Raw genomic sequence first — 13540 nt, 5'->3', positions numbered from 1 at the left:
GGAACAGGGTGACGCCGTTCCGGCCGAGGCTCAGTCGGCCGGAACGGCGTCTTTTCATATTCTCCATGATCTGGGTGGCGGGTGGGGCGCGAAGGGCTTTCTTTCTTTACAGGTAACCGGCGGTTCCCGGGGAACGCTGATACGGGTGACCCGCTCGAATCGCTGTCGCTGAGGAGAGAGACCATGGCCATCGCCAAGTTGGATGTCGTCGTTCTCGACTGTGCCGATCCGGACGCGCTCGCCGCGTTCTACGCCGCGGTGCTCGGTGGGGAGATCAGCAAGCAGGAGGGCTGGATCGACCTGAACCTGCCGGGTGGCGGGGTGTCGCTGGCGTTCCAGGCGGCGCCCGGGTTCGTACCGCCGGAGTGGCCCTCGCCGAGCCACTCGCAGCAGTTCCATCTGGATGTGACCGTGGAGGATCTGGACGCCGCCGAGAAGGAGGTGCTGGCGTTGGGGGCGACGTCGCTGGACGCGGAGGACCGGGAACGGAGTTTCCGGGTGTACGCCGATCCTGCCGGGCATCCGTTCTGTCTGTGTGCGGGGTGAGTTCGCCGTAGGGGGAGGGGGCTGGATGTTTTGGCGGCTGCGGGATCGTCGTGGCTGATCGCGCAGTTCCCCGCGCCCCTGAAGACATCGCAGTGGCCCTCTGCCTAGCCGTCCAGCTCCGTGATCCTTGCCCTCGATGCCTCTCTGCGGTCCTGGGCGGCTCTTGCTGTGAAGTCGGCCATGCGTAGGACCCGTTGGACGTTGTCCCAGGTCAGCAGGGAGAGGTCGGCCTCCGACCAGCCCCTTTCCATCAGCTCGGCCACCAAGCGGGGGTAGCACGAGGCGTCCGTGAGGTCCCGGGGGTGGGCGGCGCCCGAGTCGTAGGTGCCCGAGAGGCCCACGCACTCGGGGCCGGCGATCTTGCGGATGTGGTCCAGATGGTCGGCGACGTCCTGGATGGACGGGCCGGTCTGTTCGGCGGTCAGCGGGACCATGCACAGGCCCCGCGCCTCGCCCAGTGCGGCCAGGAGGTCGTCGGAGAGGTTCACGGGGTGGGGGCGCAGGGCGGCCGCCGCCGAGCGGGTGCACAGGACCGGGGCGCGCGAGACCGACAGCGTGCGCCGGATCGTGCGCTCGGTGGCGCCGGAGAGATCGGCGAGGACGCCCACCCGGTTCATCTCCCGGACGACCTCCTCGCCGAACCTGGTCAGCCCGTCCTCGCCCGCCCAGGAGACCTCGGCGAGGGTGAGCGCCTTCAGGCCCAGCTTGTGCAGGGTGCGCAGGATGCCGAGGGAGTCGCCGATCGCGGGGCCTCCGGCGGGGCCGAGCAGGATGGCGACGCGGCCGCAGTTGCGGGCGTCGGTGGTCTCGCCGGCGCCGCGCACGAGGCGCAGGCCCTCGGGGTGGGCGTGGACGACCTTGTCGACCAGGTCGAGCTGGTCGAGGGTGGCGCCGACGGCCTGGGCGCCGGTCAGCCCGTCGGGCAGATGCAGCGACCAGAACAGGGCGCCGATATGGCCCTTGCGCATCCGTGGCACATCCGTGTCCACCCCGCCCTCGCCCAACTCCAGGTCGTACCAGGGCAGATGGCGCAACACCCACGGCAGCCCGCTGTAGCCGTCGGCCACCGGGTGCCCGGCGAGGAAGGCGTGGGCCACTTCCAGTACGTCGGGGGCGTCGGCCGGCTCGGGCTCGGATGCGGGTGCGGATGCCGGTGCGGGCTTGGAGAGGGTGGCCGGGGTCGGGTGCGGCTCGGGGGCGGATGGCCGGTCGCCGAACTGCGGCTCAGGGCCGGATGACCTGTGGCCGGGGCGCGGCTCATGGGCAGACGGCCGGTCGTCGGGGCGCGGCTCGGGGGCCGATGGCCGGTCGTCAGGGTGGGCTATGGGCTCCGCCGTCGTGGGTCCCGGTCCGGGCCCTGGCTTGGGCTTCCGCTTCGTCCGCGTGGTGTTCGTACGCGTGGTGGGCGAGGCGTCGAGTTCCCCCGCCTCCGCTGTCGCTTGCAGTTCGTCCTGCAGGTCTGCCATGGCGGACCTCCGTTGCCGGTCGGTGAACGCGGTACCGTCCCTCACCGTGGCATGCCCGGGGCCCGCCTTCCTGGTGGGTGGGGCGTTCGGGGTACGGCCGACGAGGTCCGGCCGCACCCCGCCCGGCTCTCACCCGTCCAGCTGCTCCAGGGTCGCGTTCGACGGGCCCGTGCGGGACTGCAGATCGCGGGCCACGTCCTCCGCCGCGCCCAGTACCCGTACCGCGTTCTGCCAGGTCAGCTTGGCGAGGTCGGCCTTGGACCAGCCCCGGTCGAGGAGTTCGGCGATCAGGTTCGGATAGCCGGAGACGTCGCTGAGGCCGTCGGGGGTGAAGGCGGTGCCGTCGTAGTCGCCGCCGATGCCGAGGTGGTCGATGCCGGTGACCTCGCGCATGTGGTCGAGGTGGTCGGCGACCGTGGAGACGGTGGCGACCGGGCGGGGGGTGCGCTCCTCGAAGGCGCGGTGCACCTCCATGGCCTCGGGGGTGGTGTCGAGGTGGTGGAAGCCGTGGACGCGCATGTTGTCGTCGGCGGCGGCCGTCCAGTCGACGGCGGCCTGGAGCACGAACTTCGGGACGAAGGTCACCATGGCGACGCCGCCGTTGGCGGGCAGGCGTTCGAGGATGTCGTCCGGGATGTTGCGGGGGTGGTCGCAGACCGCGCGCGAGGAGGAGTGGGAGAAGATCACCGGGGCCGTGGAGGCGTCCAGCGCGTCGCGCATCGTCGTGGCGGCGACGTGGGAGAGGTCGACGAGCATGCCCTCGCGGTTCATCTCGCGGACCACCGCGCGGCCGAAGTCCGTCAGCCCGTCCACCGCCGGGGCGTCGGTCGCCGAGTCCGCCCAGGCGATGTTGTCGTTGTGGGTGAGCGTCATATAGCGGACGCCCAGTGCGTACAGGGCGCGCAGGGTGGCGAGGGAGTTGTCGATGGAGTGGCCGCCCTCGGCGCCCATCAGGGAGGCGATCCGGCCCTCGGCGCGGGCCGCCTCCATGTCGGCGGCGGTCAGCGCGGGCCGCAGGCGGTCCGGGTAACGGTCGATCAACTGCCGTACGCAGTCGATCTGTTCGAGCGTCGCGGGCACGGCGCCCGGCAACGACTCCGCGTCGGAGGGGACGTACACCGACCAGAACTGCGCACCGACGCCGCCGGCGCGCAGCCGGGCGAGGTCGGTGTGCAGATAGGCGCTCTGGTCGGCGGCGATGTCCCGCGCGCCGAGGTCGTAGCGGACCTGCTGGCGCAGCGCCCACGGCAGGTCGTTGTGTCCGTCGGCCACTGGGAACTCCCGCAGCAGCTCCCGGGCATCGTCGAGTGACGTCATGCTCGTTCCCCCGTCTTCTCGTCGTCTCGTCTTCGCTTCGTCGCGTTGAACTCGTCTTCGCGTTCTCGCGTTCTCGCGTTCTCGCGTTCTCGCGTTGCCGTGTTGCCGTGTTGCCGTGTTGCCGTGTTGTCGTGTCGTCTCTCGTCGTCCGGCGGTCAGTTACCGAAGCCGAAGCCGCTGCCGGAGTTGTCGACCTTGGCGCGCAGGCGCTTGCCCTTCTCGGTGGCCTGGTCGTTCAGCTGCTGCTGGAACTCGCGCATACGGCCGAGGAGTTCCTCGTCATGGGTGGCGAGGATGCGGGCGGCGAGAAGACCGGCGTTGCGGGCGCCAGCGACGGAGACCGTGGCGACGGGGACACCGGCCGGCATCTGCGCGATCGACAGCAGGGAGTCCATGCCGTCGAGGTACTTCAGCGGCACGGGTACGCCGATCACGGGCAGCGGGGTGACGGAGGCGAGCATGCCGGGGAGGTGGGCGGCGCCGCCCGCACCCGCGATGATCACCTTGAGGCCCCGCTCCGCGGCCTCCTCGCCGTACGCGACCATCTCGCGCGGCATCCGGTGCGCGGAGACGACGTCGACCTCGTATGCGATCTCGAACTCGTCGAGGGCCTGCGCGGCGGCCTCCATGACGGGCCAGTCGGAGTCGGACCCCATGACAATGCCTACGACCGGGCTCATTCGGTGATCGTGCCTCTCAGGTAGCCGGCGGCGTGACGGGCGCGGTCCAGCACGTCGTCGAGGTTGTCGCCGTAGGTGTTGACATGGCCGACCTTGCGGCCGGGCTTCACGTCCTTGCCGTACATATGGATCTTCAGCCGGGGGTCCCGGGCCATGCAGTGCAGATACGCGGAGTACATGTCGGGGAAGTCGCCGCCGAGGACGTTGACCATGACGGTCCACGGCGCACGCGGGCGCGGGTCGCCGAGCGGGAGGTCGAGGACGGCCCGTACGTGGTTGGCGAACTGGCTGGTGATCGCGCCGTCCTGGGTCCAGTGGCCCGAGTTGTGGGGGCGCATGGCCAGTTCGTTGACGAGGATGCGACCGTCGCGGGTCTGGAACAGCTCGACGGCGAGGTGGCCGACGACGTCCAGTTCCTTGGCGATGCGCAGTGCCATCTCCTCGGCGCGCAGGGCGAGTGTCTCGTCCAGGTCGGGGGCGGGCGCGATCACGGTGTCGCAGACCCCGTCGACCTGCCGCGACTCGACCACCGGGTACGCCACGGCCTGGCCGTGCGGGGACCGTACGACGTTGGCGGCCAGCTCCCGTACGAAGTCGACCTTCTCCTCGGCGAGGACCGGGACGCCGGCGCGGAAGGGCTCGGCGGCCTCCTCCATGGAGCGGACGACCCAGACGCCCTTGCCGTCGTAGCCGCCGCGGACAGTCTTGAGGATGACCGGAAAACCGTCCTCCGCGGAGCTGTCGGCGCCCTCCGGCAGGCCCTCGGCGGCGAAGGCGGCCACGTCGGCCGGGTCGGTGACGATCCGGTGGCGGGGGCACGGGACGCCGATCGCGTCGAGCCTGGCCCGCATCACGCCCTTGTCCTGGGCGTGCACGAGCGCGTCGGGGCCGGGGCGTACGGGGATGCCGTCCGCCTCCAGGGCCCGTAGATGCTCGGTGGGTACATGTTCGTGATCGAACGTGATCACATCGCACCCGTGTGCGAACTCGCGCAGTGTGTCCAGGTCGCGATAGTCGCCGACGACGACATCACTCACCACCTGGGCCGCAGAGTCCTGAGGGGTGTCACTGAGGAGCTTGAACCTGATGCCGAGCGGGATGCCCGCCTCGTGTGTCATACGAGCGAGCTGGCCACCGCCGACCATGCCGACTACCGGGAACGTCACGCCCCCAGGGTATCGGCCACCGAACCGGCCACTTCCGGCCGCCCGATTCACCCCGCGTTTTCCTTGCTGTACCTGGGCTGTGAGCTGCCGCACAGGCAACGCCCAGGGGGGCTGGTTAGCATGGCTGGGGCGGGCCGAAGGGGCCGTGAGGGTGGACCGAGCGGGTGGCGGGCCGTGGCCCCGGCCGAGAATCACCGGTCGGCGAGGAGGAACCGGCAACGTCCTCCCGACCCTCTTGGTCCAAGGGCAGAACCTCTCCACTCCACACTCCACTCCACATTCCATTCCACTCCACTCCACTCCATGACCGAATCGAGCGACGGGGGCCCAGACGATGGGAAGCAGCACCTCGGGGCCTCATGCGAAGCCTCGCGGCGTCCTGCGCCGACGGATCGACCTGCTGATGCGCGAGGTCGCGAAGTTCGGGGCGGTAGGCGGTGCGGGGCTGCTGGTGAACCTCGCCGTGTTCAACCTCGTACGGCACACCACGGAGCTGCAGGTGGTGCGGGCCAGCGTGATCGCGACGGTCGTGGCCATCGCCTTCAACTACGTGGGGTTCCGGTACTTCACGTACCGGGACCGTGACAAGAGCGGGCGTACGAAGGAGCTGAGCCTCTTCCTGCTGTTCAGCGCGGTGGGGTTGGTCATCGAGAACGGCGTCCTCTACACCGCCACGTACGGCTTCGGCTGGGACAGCCCGCTGCAGTCCAACATCTTCAAGTTCCTCGGCATCGGGATAGCGACCCTCTTCCGCTTCTGGTCGTACCGCACATGGGTGTTCCGCGCACTCCCGGCGAGGGAGGCCGTCGCCAGCGCCGAATCGTTCCTGGAAGCGGGGGCTGCCCACCCACCCGCCCTGACCGGGGGTACGGCGAAACGAAGGAACGGCGCGTAGAGCCGAACGGCACCGTTCGGTGGGATGGGCCGGTTGGGGGTTGGCTCAGCGGGGTGGGCCGTGTGTGCGGCCGTGCGTGCGGTGGGCTCGGCAGGCGGGGTCGGTGGGAACGGCGTGTAGGGGGCGACACCGTTCCTTGGGATGGTCCGGTGCGGAGTTCAGCGGAACCGGGACGGTGTGTGCGGTGGGCTCTATGGCTGGGCGGGTGGGAACGGCGCGTGCGGGGGTGGCGCCATTCGGTGGGATGGGCCGGTGCGGGGGCACAGCGGGATGGGACCGGTGGAAACGGCGCGTACGGGGCGGCACCATTCGGCGGGGCAGGCGTGCGTGCGTGTGGGCTCGGCAGGCGGGGCCGGTGGGAACGGCTTCGTCCGGTGGCATCAGCTAGTGCGTGTGGTGGGCCTCAACCGGCTGGGCCGGTGGGAACCGGTAGGTGCGGTGGGCGGTGCCTGATGGGCGTGGCTCGGGGGCGCGTCCCTCAAGGGGCGCGGGGAACTGCGCGAGCGAGCACCACGGTCTGCTGACGCCGTACCACCCGCGGCACCACGGCGACTCCGCGTCAAGGCCCCAGCACCACGGCGACTCCGCGCCACGACCCCACCACGGCGACTCCGCGTCAAGGCCCCGGCACCACGGTGGCCCTGCGGCCCCGGGGCCGGGGTGGCCCCACGGCGCCGGCCCGCAGGGCCACCCCGGCCCCTCGGGGGGCTGACGGTCACCTGACCAGGCGGTCGTCGCCCTCTGCCGGCTTCTTCGTCGGGGTCCTCGACAGGAACAGCCCGAACACCGGCGGCTTCGCCTGGAGCATCTCCAGGCGTCCCCCGTCGGCCTCCGCCAGGTCGCGGGCCACCGCCAGGCCGATGCCGGTCGAGTTGCGGCCGCTGATCGCCCGCTCGAAGATGCGCGCGCCGAGGTCGGCCGGGACTCCGGGGCCCTCGTCGGTCACCTCGATCACCGCCTGGTTCCCGGTGACCCGCGTACGCAACGCCACGGTCCCGCCCCCGTGCATCAGCGAGTTCTCGATCAGCGCGGCCAGCACCTGCGCGACGGCCCCCGGTGTCCCCACGGCCTGGAGGTGCCGCTTGCCGGAGCTGACGATGGCCCGCCCGGCGCTGCGATAGGCGGGCCGCCACTCCTCCAGCTGCTGCTTGATGACCTCGTCGAGTTCGAAGGCGACCGCCGACCCGTTGCGGGGGTCACGGGAGTTGGTGAGGAGGCGTTCCACGACGTCCGTGAGCCGTTCGACCTGGGTCAGCGCGATATGCGCTTCCTCCTTCACGGTGGCCAGATCGTCGGTGAGGGTGATCTCCTCCAGCCGCATGGACAAGGCGGTGAGCGGTGTGCGCAGCTGGTGCGAGGCGTCCGCCGCGAGCCGCCGCTCGGCGGTCAGCATGCGGCCGATCCGCTCGGCGGAGGCATCCAGTACGTCCGCGACCCGGTCCAGCTCGGGAACCTGGTACCGCTTGTGGCGCGGCCGGGGGTCGCCGGAGCCCAGCCGCTCGGCGGTCTCGGCGAGGTCGGTCAGCGGGGAGGCGAGCCGGTTGGCCTGCCGTACGGCGAGGAGGACGGCGGCGACGACGGCGAGCAACGCGACCGCCGCGATGATCAGGAGCGTACGGCCGACCTCGCGGCTCACCGCCGAGCGGGACTCCTCGACGGTGACGATCTCGTCCTTCTCGCCCGTGGTCCGGTGGCGGATGACGTCGCCGACGGGTTTCTCGCCGATCTCGATCGTGCGCTGGCCGGGGATCTCGATCCGGGCGTACCGCTCGTCGCCGACCTGGTCCCTGAGGACCTCGGCGGTGATCCGTTCGTCGCCGATGATCCGGCTGTCGACGATGCTCGTCAGCTGCACCGCTTCGGACTCCACCCGTTCCTCGGCGCTGTTGCTGATCGTGCGGGTCTCGACGATCACGAGGCTCACGCCGAAGACCGCGATGACGACCAGGACGACGGCGAGGGTGGACTGAATGAGACGGCGACGCACGGCTGCCCTCCGGGCGGGCGGGGTGGTTGTACGAGGTCCAGTGTGCCTGCGAGTCCGCGCCGCCCGGCGCCGGGGTGGGGCGGCTTTGGCAGCCGGGGCTGAGCATCAGGGCCGGGGCGGCTTTGGCAGCGGGGCCGAGCATTGAAGGGGCGCGGGGAACTGCGCGACCAGCCACGACGCACCAGCGGCCGCCAAATCACCCGCACCCCCGAGCCATTGGGCATCCGGCGCCGGGGCGGGGGTGGGTTGCGCTTGCCGGCGCTTACAGGGTGCCGCTGCGCCCACCCGTGCCGCCCCAGCGGCACGATTGCCCGCAGTTAGGGCGGGACGAGGGCTGCATGCCCGCAGCGAGGGCGGGGTGTCAGTTCTTCTCGAACCGGAAACCCACACCCCGTACCGTCGCGATGTACCGAGGATTCGCCGCGTCGTCTCCCAGCTTCTTGCGGAGCCAGGAGATGTGCATGTCCAGGGTCTTGGTCGAAGACCACCACGTCGTGTCCCAGACCTCGCGCATCAGCTGATCCCGGGTGACCACGCGCCCGGCATCCCGCACCAGCACCCGCAGCAGGTCGAACTCCTTGGCGGTGAGCTGCAGTTCCTCGTCGCCCATCCAGGCCCGGTGGGACTCGACGTCGATGCGGACGCCATGCGTGGCCGGCGGCTGCTGCGGCTCCGCCGCCCCGCGCCGGAGCAGCGCCCGGACACGGGCGAGCAGCTCGGCGAGCCGGAAGGGCTTGGTGACGTAGTCGTCGGCGCCCGCGTCGAGACCGACGACGGTGTCCACCTCGTCGGCGCGCGCGGTCAGGATGAGGATCGGCACGGCGTGCCCCTCGGCGCGCAGCCGGCGGGCCACCTCCAGGCCGTCCATGCCGGGCAGCCCCAGGTCCAGGACGACCAGGTCGACACCACCCTGCATACCGGCGTCCAGCGCGGTGGGGCCGTCCTCGCGGACCTCCACCTCGTACCCCTCCCGGCGCAGTGCGCGAGCCAACGGCTCCGAGATGGACGAGTCGTCCTCGGCGAGCAGTACACGGGTCATGGGGTGATGGTAGTCCGCCGAGAACCGCAGGTGGAGAGTGATCGGGCAGCGTGATTCACACCCAATTCCGGCAGTTCTCTCACTTCCACCGGCTACGGAGGGGGCCTGGTGGCGGACAACGCCCCGGCAAGATCCAATGCGCCGGGCCGCACACCCATGACGCGCCGGGCCGCACACCCGTGACGCCGTGAAGATCCGGCGGGAGAGGGGGAGGGTGCGCGGAGATCGGGGAAAGCCCGGGAAGGCTCGGGATGTTCAGCGGTGCGATTCTCCGAAAAGCCTTCGAATTCACGATCATAGTCAGCTTCTTACCTGTGATACGCCTCTCAAGCCCTTCCATTTCCTTCGGCACCCTGGCGTATGGTGAGGGAACGCCTGTAGCGGCATGTGGGGACCTTTGGCGGGAAATCTTCGCTGAAGGTCTCTTTTATGTGCGCAATTCATGTGCGGAACAAGGAATGACACCGGGCGCGCACCCCCACGGCGCCGCGTCCCCATCTGCAAGGAACGACCATGGCGTCCAGCCAGACGAAGGTCTCGAACGGCCGGGGGACCCCCGGCACCGAGCGCACCTTCTTCGGCCACCCCCTCGGACTGGCCACCCTCTTCATGACCGAGATGTGGGAGCGATTCTCCTACTACGGCATGAAGGCCCTGCTCACCGTCTATCTGCTCTCCGGCGGCCCCGACGCCGGCAAGGGGAGCATGGGCGGCGGTCTGTCCATGGATCTGGCCACGACCACCACGATCGTCGCCGTCTACTCGGCGATGGTGTACCTGCTGGCGATGCCAGGCGGCTGGCTCGGCGACCGTGTCTGGGGGCCGCGCAGGACCGTGGCGATCGCGGCGGTCACGATCATGTGCGGGCATCTGGTGCTGGCGCTGCCGGGCGGCCAGGCCCCGTTCTTCGCGGGCCTCGGGCTGGTCGCGGCGGGTTCGGGCCTGCTCAAGGCCAATATCTCCACGATGGTGGGCCACCTCTACGACGGCCCCGAGGACCCCCGGCGCGACGGCGGCTTCACCATCTTCTACATGGGCATCAACGCGGGTGCCTTCTTCGCGCCGTTGGTCATCGGCACCGTCGGCCAGGAGGTCAACTGGCATCTCGGCTTCGGTCTGGCCGCCGCCGGTATGGCCATCGGTCTCGTGGCGTTCCTCGTCGGCACCCGCACCCTGAGCCCGCGCAGCGATGTCGTCCCCAAGCCGCTGACCACCGCGGAGCGCACCTCGTGGCTGCGCAAGGGCCTGCTGTGGCTGTCCGTCGCGGCCGTCTTCTACGGAGTGGTGGGCCTCACCGGTCACTTCACCCTCAACTGGGCGATGATCCCGCTGACCGTCATCGGTCTGGTCGTCCCGGCCGGGGTGCTGCTGCGCATCAAGCGGGACAAGGAACTGTCGGCCGCCGAGCAGTCGAAGATGACCGGCTACATCTGGTTCTTCGTCGCCGCCGCCGTGTTCTGGATGATCTACGACCAGGGCGCGTCCACGGTCCAGGCGTTCGGCTCGAACGACGAGAAGGTGGCCGGGTCGCTGCTCGGCTTCGACTTCCCGACGTCCTGGTACCAGTCACTGAACCCGCTGTTCATCATGGCGCTGGCCCCGGTGTTCGCCTGGCTGTGGCTGTGGCTGAACCGCAAGGGCAAGGAGCCGAGCACGGCGGTCAAGTTCGCCGCCGCCCTGGTCCTGATCGGCGTCTCTTTCTTCTTCTTCCTGATCCCGCTGCAGATGGCGGCGAACGGGACGCTGGCCAGTCCGATGTGGCTGGTGGGCATCTTCTTCATCCAGACGGTGGGTGAGCTGTGCCTCTCCCCCGTCGGTCTGTCGGTGACCACGAAGATGGCTCCCGCCAAGTACGCCAGCCAGATGATGGGCGTGTGGTTCCTCGCCGTCACCGCGGGCGACTCCATCACCGGTCTGCTCTCCAACAGCGCCGTCGGCGGATTCGACCTCAGCGGCACGGGGATGGTCGCGGCCGAAGCCACCCTCGCCGTCCTCGCCGGCTTCGCGATCTACATGTACCGCAGGAAGGTCCGGTCCCTCACGGGCGACGTCAACTGAGCCCGCGCTCCATGTGACGGAGGGCCGCCGTACTTTCGGGTGCGGCGGCCTTCGTGTTCATGGCAGCGGCGTGTTCACGGCAGTGGCGTGTCCGTGCGCGAGTCGGGGCGAAGGCCGGGCGCAGGGGTGGAGCGAAGGCCGGGCGCAGGGGCGGCGCCCGGGCGGGCTCGGTCGACCAGCGCCATGCCGAGCCGGAACAGCGTCGCCGGTACGACCAGGCACAGCATCAGCCAGAAGAGGATGACCCCCCAGGGGCGGCCCACGTCCCACGGCTGTTCGGCGAGGACCTTGCCGCCGTACTTGAGGGAGACGCCGTAGTCACCGTGCGCCCCGGCGGCGAGTTCCACCGGCAGCGTGATGCTCGCCCTGCCGCCGGGTTTGATCGTGCCGCGCCACTGGTGTTCCTCCCAGCGCGGGGCGAACACCCCGTGGGACGTGCCGACTTGGAACACCGGGTCCTTGACCGCCGACGTACCGACATTGCCCACCGTGAAGACCAGCTCGCGCGTGGGCGGCGCCCCGAACCACGTCAGCAGCCCGCTCGACCCCGTCAGCCGTGTCTCGGCCGGCACCGACAGCCGTCCCCCGGTCGCCTCCTGCGGCAACGGTTCGACGGAGTGCCCGGCGACCTGGAAAGCGGCGTACGCCTCGGCCTTCTCCCCGGTGATGGTCGCCACGCGCACCACACACGGACACGGCACCGGCGGCTCCGCCACCGGCAGCTCCCGGCTGAACTCGCCCTCGGCGTCGGCGGTCGCGGCCCGGCCATCGGCGTTGGCACAGGAGTCGGTGCCGCCGGGCACCCCGCTCGACGGCGAGGCCTGACCGCAGATCAGGATCATCACCAGCGCCTTCGACCGCCATCCGCTGCCGCTCACCGTGAGGGAACCCCCGGCCCCCGCCTGCGACTTGGACAACGTCACGACCGGCTTCTGCGCGCCCCGGGCGGACACCGCGCCGAGGGGCCCGAGCACCATGGCCGCCGCGAGCGCCAACGTCACGACCAGCACAGCCGTCGACGCCGGCACGGGCATCGGCACCGGCTGGGGCAGCGACGCGGAAGCAGGCGCCCGGGGCCGTGTCCCGGCCGTACCCGAACCCCGCAGCCCTCTCGCCACGCCGCCCTCCACCGCTGCCCCGTCGGCCCGACCGCTCACCGTCCCCTCAGTGACGTACCGCCCGGTTCCTGCGGGTCACCCACAGCACCCCTGCCGCGCCCGTGAGCAGCACGGTGCCGCCGAGCGTGCCGAGGGCGACAGCCGAGTCCAGCGGCCCGGTCTGCGGCAGCTCCCCACCGGAACTGCCCGTTCCGCCGGATGTGCCGGTGTCCGAACCGCCCGACGCGGAGCCGCCCTCCGCCGCCGTGACGTCGAGGGTCAGGGACGGGCCGGGGTTGTTGCCGGGTGTGCAGGTGGTGACCGTACCCAGGGCCTTGATCGTGAGCACGCCCGCCGTGAACTCGACCTTGCCGGTCTTCTTCGGCGTGTACGTCCCGCTCAAGTCGTTGATCTTTATGGGGGTGTTGGCCGGCAGCGCCTCGTCGTTGGCGGGCCCCGTCACGGTGAGCGTGCCGGTCTCGGCGCCGCTCAACTCGATCGTGGCACTCGGGGTCATCGCTCCCTTGCCCAGTTCGACCGGGCTGGAGGAGACGCCTTTCTGCCAGGACATGGTGATCCGGTAGCCGTCGCCCTCCTCGACGCCCTTGATGTCGATCGGCGACACCGCGGACTTGTCCCCGATCGGCGTCTTGCAGTTGTACTCGACGTCCACGACCTCGGCATACGCCACCGGCGCGGCCATCAGCACCGCCGCCCCGGCCAGGGCCGCGAGCGACACGAACACGGCCGTTCCCTTCTGGTACGTCCGGTACGACATCTCGCCACCCCACATTCTGACGGCACATCAGATTCGGCCGCTCAAGGTACGCCGGGGGTCGTGGAGAAGGAAGACACAGGGAAGTGTCGGATGTGTGTCTGTCCGACCGGGGGGTGGCTGCGTGTGGCGACGGGTGATGGGGGAACGTGGGGGCGGGGGCGGGGGCCCGGGTCGGAGCAAGGGTCGGATCGGGTTGGGGCAAGGCCCGGGGCGGGCGGGGCCGGGGGGTGGGGCCAGAGCCAGGGCCTGGCCAAGGCGAGGGCGGGGCCAGGGCAGGGGCAGGTACGCAGGGCCCAGGGCCCGGGCCTGCTCCGGGCGGTGCCGGGGCGGTCGGCTCGCGGGGCGCCGGATGCAGGCCCGAAGGCCGAAGCCGGAACGGCGAACGGTGAACGACGCAGCTGGCAGCTGGCAGCTGGCAGCTGGCAGCTGGCAGCTGGCACGGCGAACGACGAGCTGGGAGCGGCAAGCGGCAAGCGGCAAGCGGCAAGCGACGAACGGCGGAACGCCGAAG

11 protein-coding genes are annotated in these 13540 nt (G+C 70.6%); 3 read left to right on the top strand and 8 right to left on the bottom strand.

Annotated elements, in window-relative coordinates; all coding sequences use genetic code 11:
* Positions 1-183: 183 nt before the first annotated feature.
* The gene (locus ACWD4G_RS39675) at positions 184-546 is read left to right on the top strand and encodes a VOC family protein (RefSeq protein WP_451302505.1); all 363 of its coding nucleotides are present in this window, start codon (positions 184-186) and stop codon (positions 544-546) included.
* Positions 547-650: 104 nt separating this feature from the next.
* On the opposite strand, the gene ACWD4G_RS39670 is transcribed toward ACWD4G_RS39675, so the two are convergent.
* The 4 genes from ACWD4G_RS39670 to ACWD4G_RS39655 form a co-directional block, all read right to left on the bottom strand.
* Positions 651-2012 (bottom strand): membrane dipeptidase, encoded by a 1362-nt coding sequence (locus ACWD4G_RS39670; protein ID WP_451302503.1) that lies wholly within the window; start codon positions 2010-2012, stop codon positions 651-653.
* 129 nt (positions 2013-2141) lie between these two features.
* Entirely contained in the window at positions 2142-3329 is a 1188-nt protein-coding gene (locus ACWD4G_RS39665) for a dipeptidase (protein WP_451302501.1), read from the bottom strand.
* 155 nt (positions 3330-3484) lie between these two features.
* Positions 3485-4009, bottom strand: a complete 525-nt coding sequence (gene purE, locus ACWD4G_RS39660) for a 5-(carboxyamino)imidazole ribonucleotide mutase (protein ID WP_451302499.1) — start codon at positions 4007-4009, stop codon at positions 3485-3487.
* The gene (locus ACWD4G_RS39655) at positions 4006-5175 is read right to left on the bottom strand and encodes a 5-(carboxyamino)imidazole ribonucleotide synthase (protein ID WP_451302497.1); all 1170 of its coding nucleotides are present in this window, start codon (positions 5173-5175) and stop codon (positions 4006-4008) included. Before ACWD4G_RS39655 ends, purE begins: the two co-directional genes overlap by 4 nt.
* A 334-nt stretch (positions 5176-5509) precedes the next feature.
* On the opposite strand from ACWD4G_RS39655, the gene ACWD4G_RS39650 reads away from it, so the two are divergent.
* Positions 5510-6070 carry a GtrA family protein gene (locus ACWD4G_RS39650; protein ID WP_451302495.1) on the top strand — a complete coding sequence of 187 codons (561 nt, stop codon included), beginning with the start codon at positions 5510-5512 and terminating at the stop codon, positions 6068-6070.
* 715 nt (positions 6071-6785) lie between these two features.
* Here the strand turns inward: ACWD4G_RS39650 and ACWD4G_RS39645 are convergent.
* Both ACWD4G_RS39645 and ACWD4G_RS39640 read right to left on the bottom strand, forming a co-directional pair.
* On the bottom strand, positions 6786-8057 hold the full coding sequence (locus ACWD4G_RS39645; RefSeq protein ID WP_451302493.1) for an ATP-binding protein: 1272 nt from the start codon (positions 8055-8057) through the stop codon (positions 6786-6788).
* A gap of 361 nt (positions 8058-8418) precedes the next feature.
* Positions 8419-9096, bottom strand: coding sequence for a response regulator transcription factor (locus ACWD4G_RS39640; protein ID WP_451302491.1), 678 nt, complete (start codon positions 9094-9096; stop codon positions 8419-8421).
* A gap of 513 nt (positions 9097-9609) precedes the next feature.
* Between ACWD4G_RS39640 and ACWD4G_RS39635 the strand changes: the two genes are divergently transcribed.
* Positions 9610-11154, top strand: a complete 1545-nt coding sequence (locus ACWD4G_RS39635; RefSeq protein WP_451302489.1) for a peptide MFS transporter — start codon at positions 9610-9612, stop codon at positions 11152-11154.
* Positions 11155-11228: 74 nt separating this feature from the next.
* On the opposite strand, the gene ACWD4G_RS39630 is transcribed toward ACWD4G_RS39635, so the two are convergent.
* The gene (locus tag ACWD4G_RS39630; RefSeq protein WP_451302566.1) at positions 11229-12188 is read right to left on the bottom strand and encodes a hypothetical protein; all 960 of its coding nucleotides are present in this window, start codon (positions 12186-12188) and stop codon (positions 11229-11231) included.
* A gap of 130 nt (positions 12189-12318) precedes the next feature.
* On the bottom strand, positions 12319-13029 hold the full coding sequence (locus tag ACWD4G_RS39625) for an LPXTG cell wall anchor domain-containing protein (RefSeq protein ID WP_451302487.1): 711 nt from the start codon (positions 13027-13029) through the stop codon (positions 12319-12321).
* Between the last annotated feature and the right edge of the window lie 511 nt (positions 13030-13540).

Source organism: Streptomyces sp. NPDC002643, from assembly GCF_053592555.1.
Note: the sequence above shows the minus strand (reverse complement) of the source record. Positions and strands in the feature narration are given on the sequence as shown.

Bases quoted from the DNA above. Each gene is read 5' to 3' on its own strand.
- ACWD4G_RS39665 (WP_451302501.1), bottom strand. From the start codon at position 3,329: ATGACGTCACTCGACGATGCCCGGGAGCTGCTGCGGGAGTTCCCAGTG.
- ACWD4G_RS39650 (WP_451302495.1), top strand. From the start codon at position 5,510: ATGGGAAGCAGCACCTCGGGGCCTCATGCGAAGCCTCGCGGCGTCCTG.
- ACWD4G_RS39630 (WP_451302566.1), bottom strand. From the start codon at position 12,188: ATGCCCGTGCCGGCGTCGACGGCTGTGCTGGTCGTGACGTTGGCGCTC.
- ACWD4G_RS39640 (WP_451302491.1), bottom strand. From the start codon at position 9,096: ATGACCCGTGTACTGCTCGCCGAGGACGACTCGTCCATCTCGGAGCCG.
- ACWD4G_RS39675 (WP_451302505.1), top strand. From the start codon at position 184: ATGGCCATCGCCAAGTTGGATGTCGTCGTTCTCGACTGTGCCGATCCG.
- ACWD4G_RS39670 (WP_451302503.1), bottom strand. From the start codon at position 2,012: ATGGCAGACCTGCAGGACGAACTGCAAGCGACAGCGGAGGCGGGGGAA.
- purE (WP_451302499.1), bottom strand. From the start codon at position 4,009: ATGAGCCCGGTCGTAGGCATTGTCATGGGGTCCGACTCCGACTGGCCC.
- ACWD4G_RS39635 (WP_451302489.1), top strand. From the start codon at position 9,610: ATGGCGTCCAGCCAGACGAAGGTCTCGAACGGCCGGGGGACCCCCGGC.
- ACWD4G_RS39625 (WP_451302487.1), bottom strand. From the start codon at position 13,029: ATGTCGTACCGGACGTACCAGAAGGGAACGGCCGTGTTCGTGTCGCTC.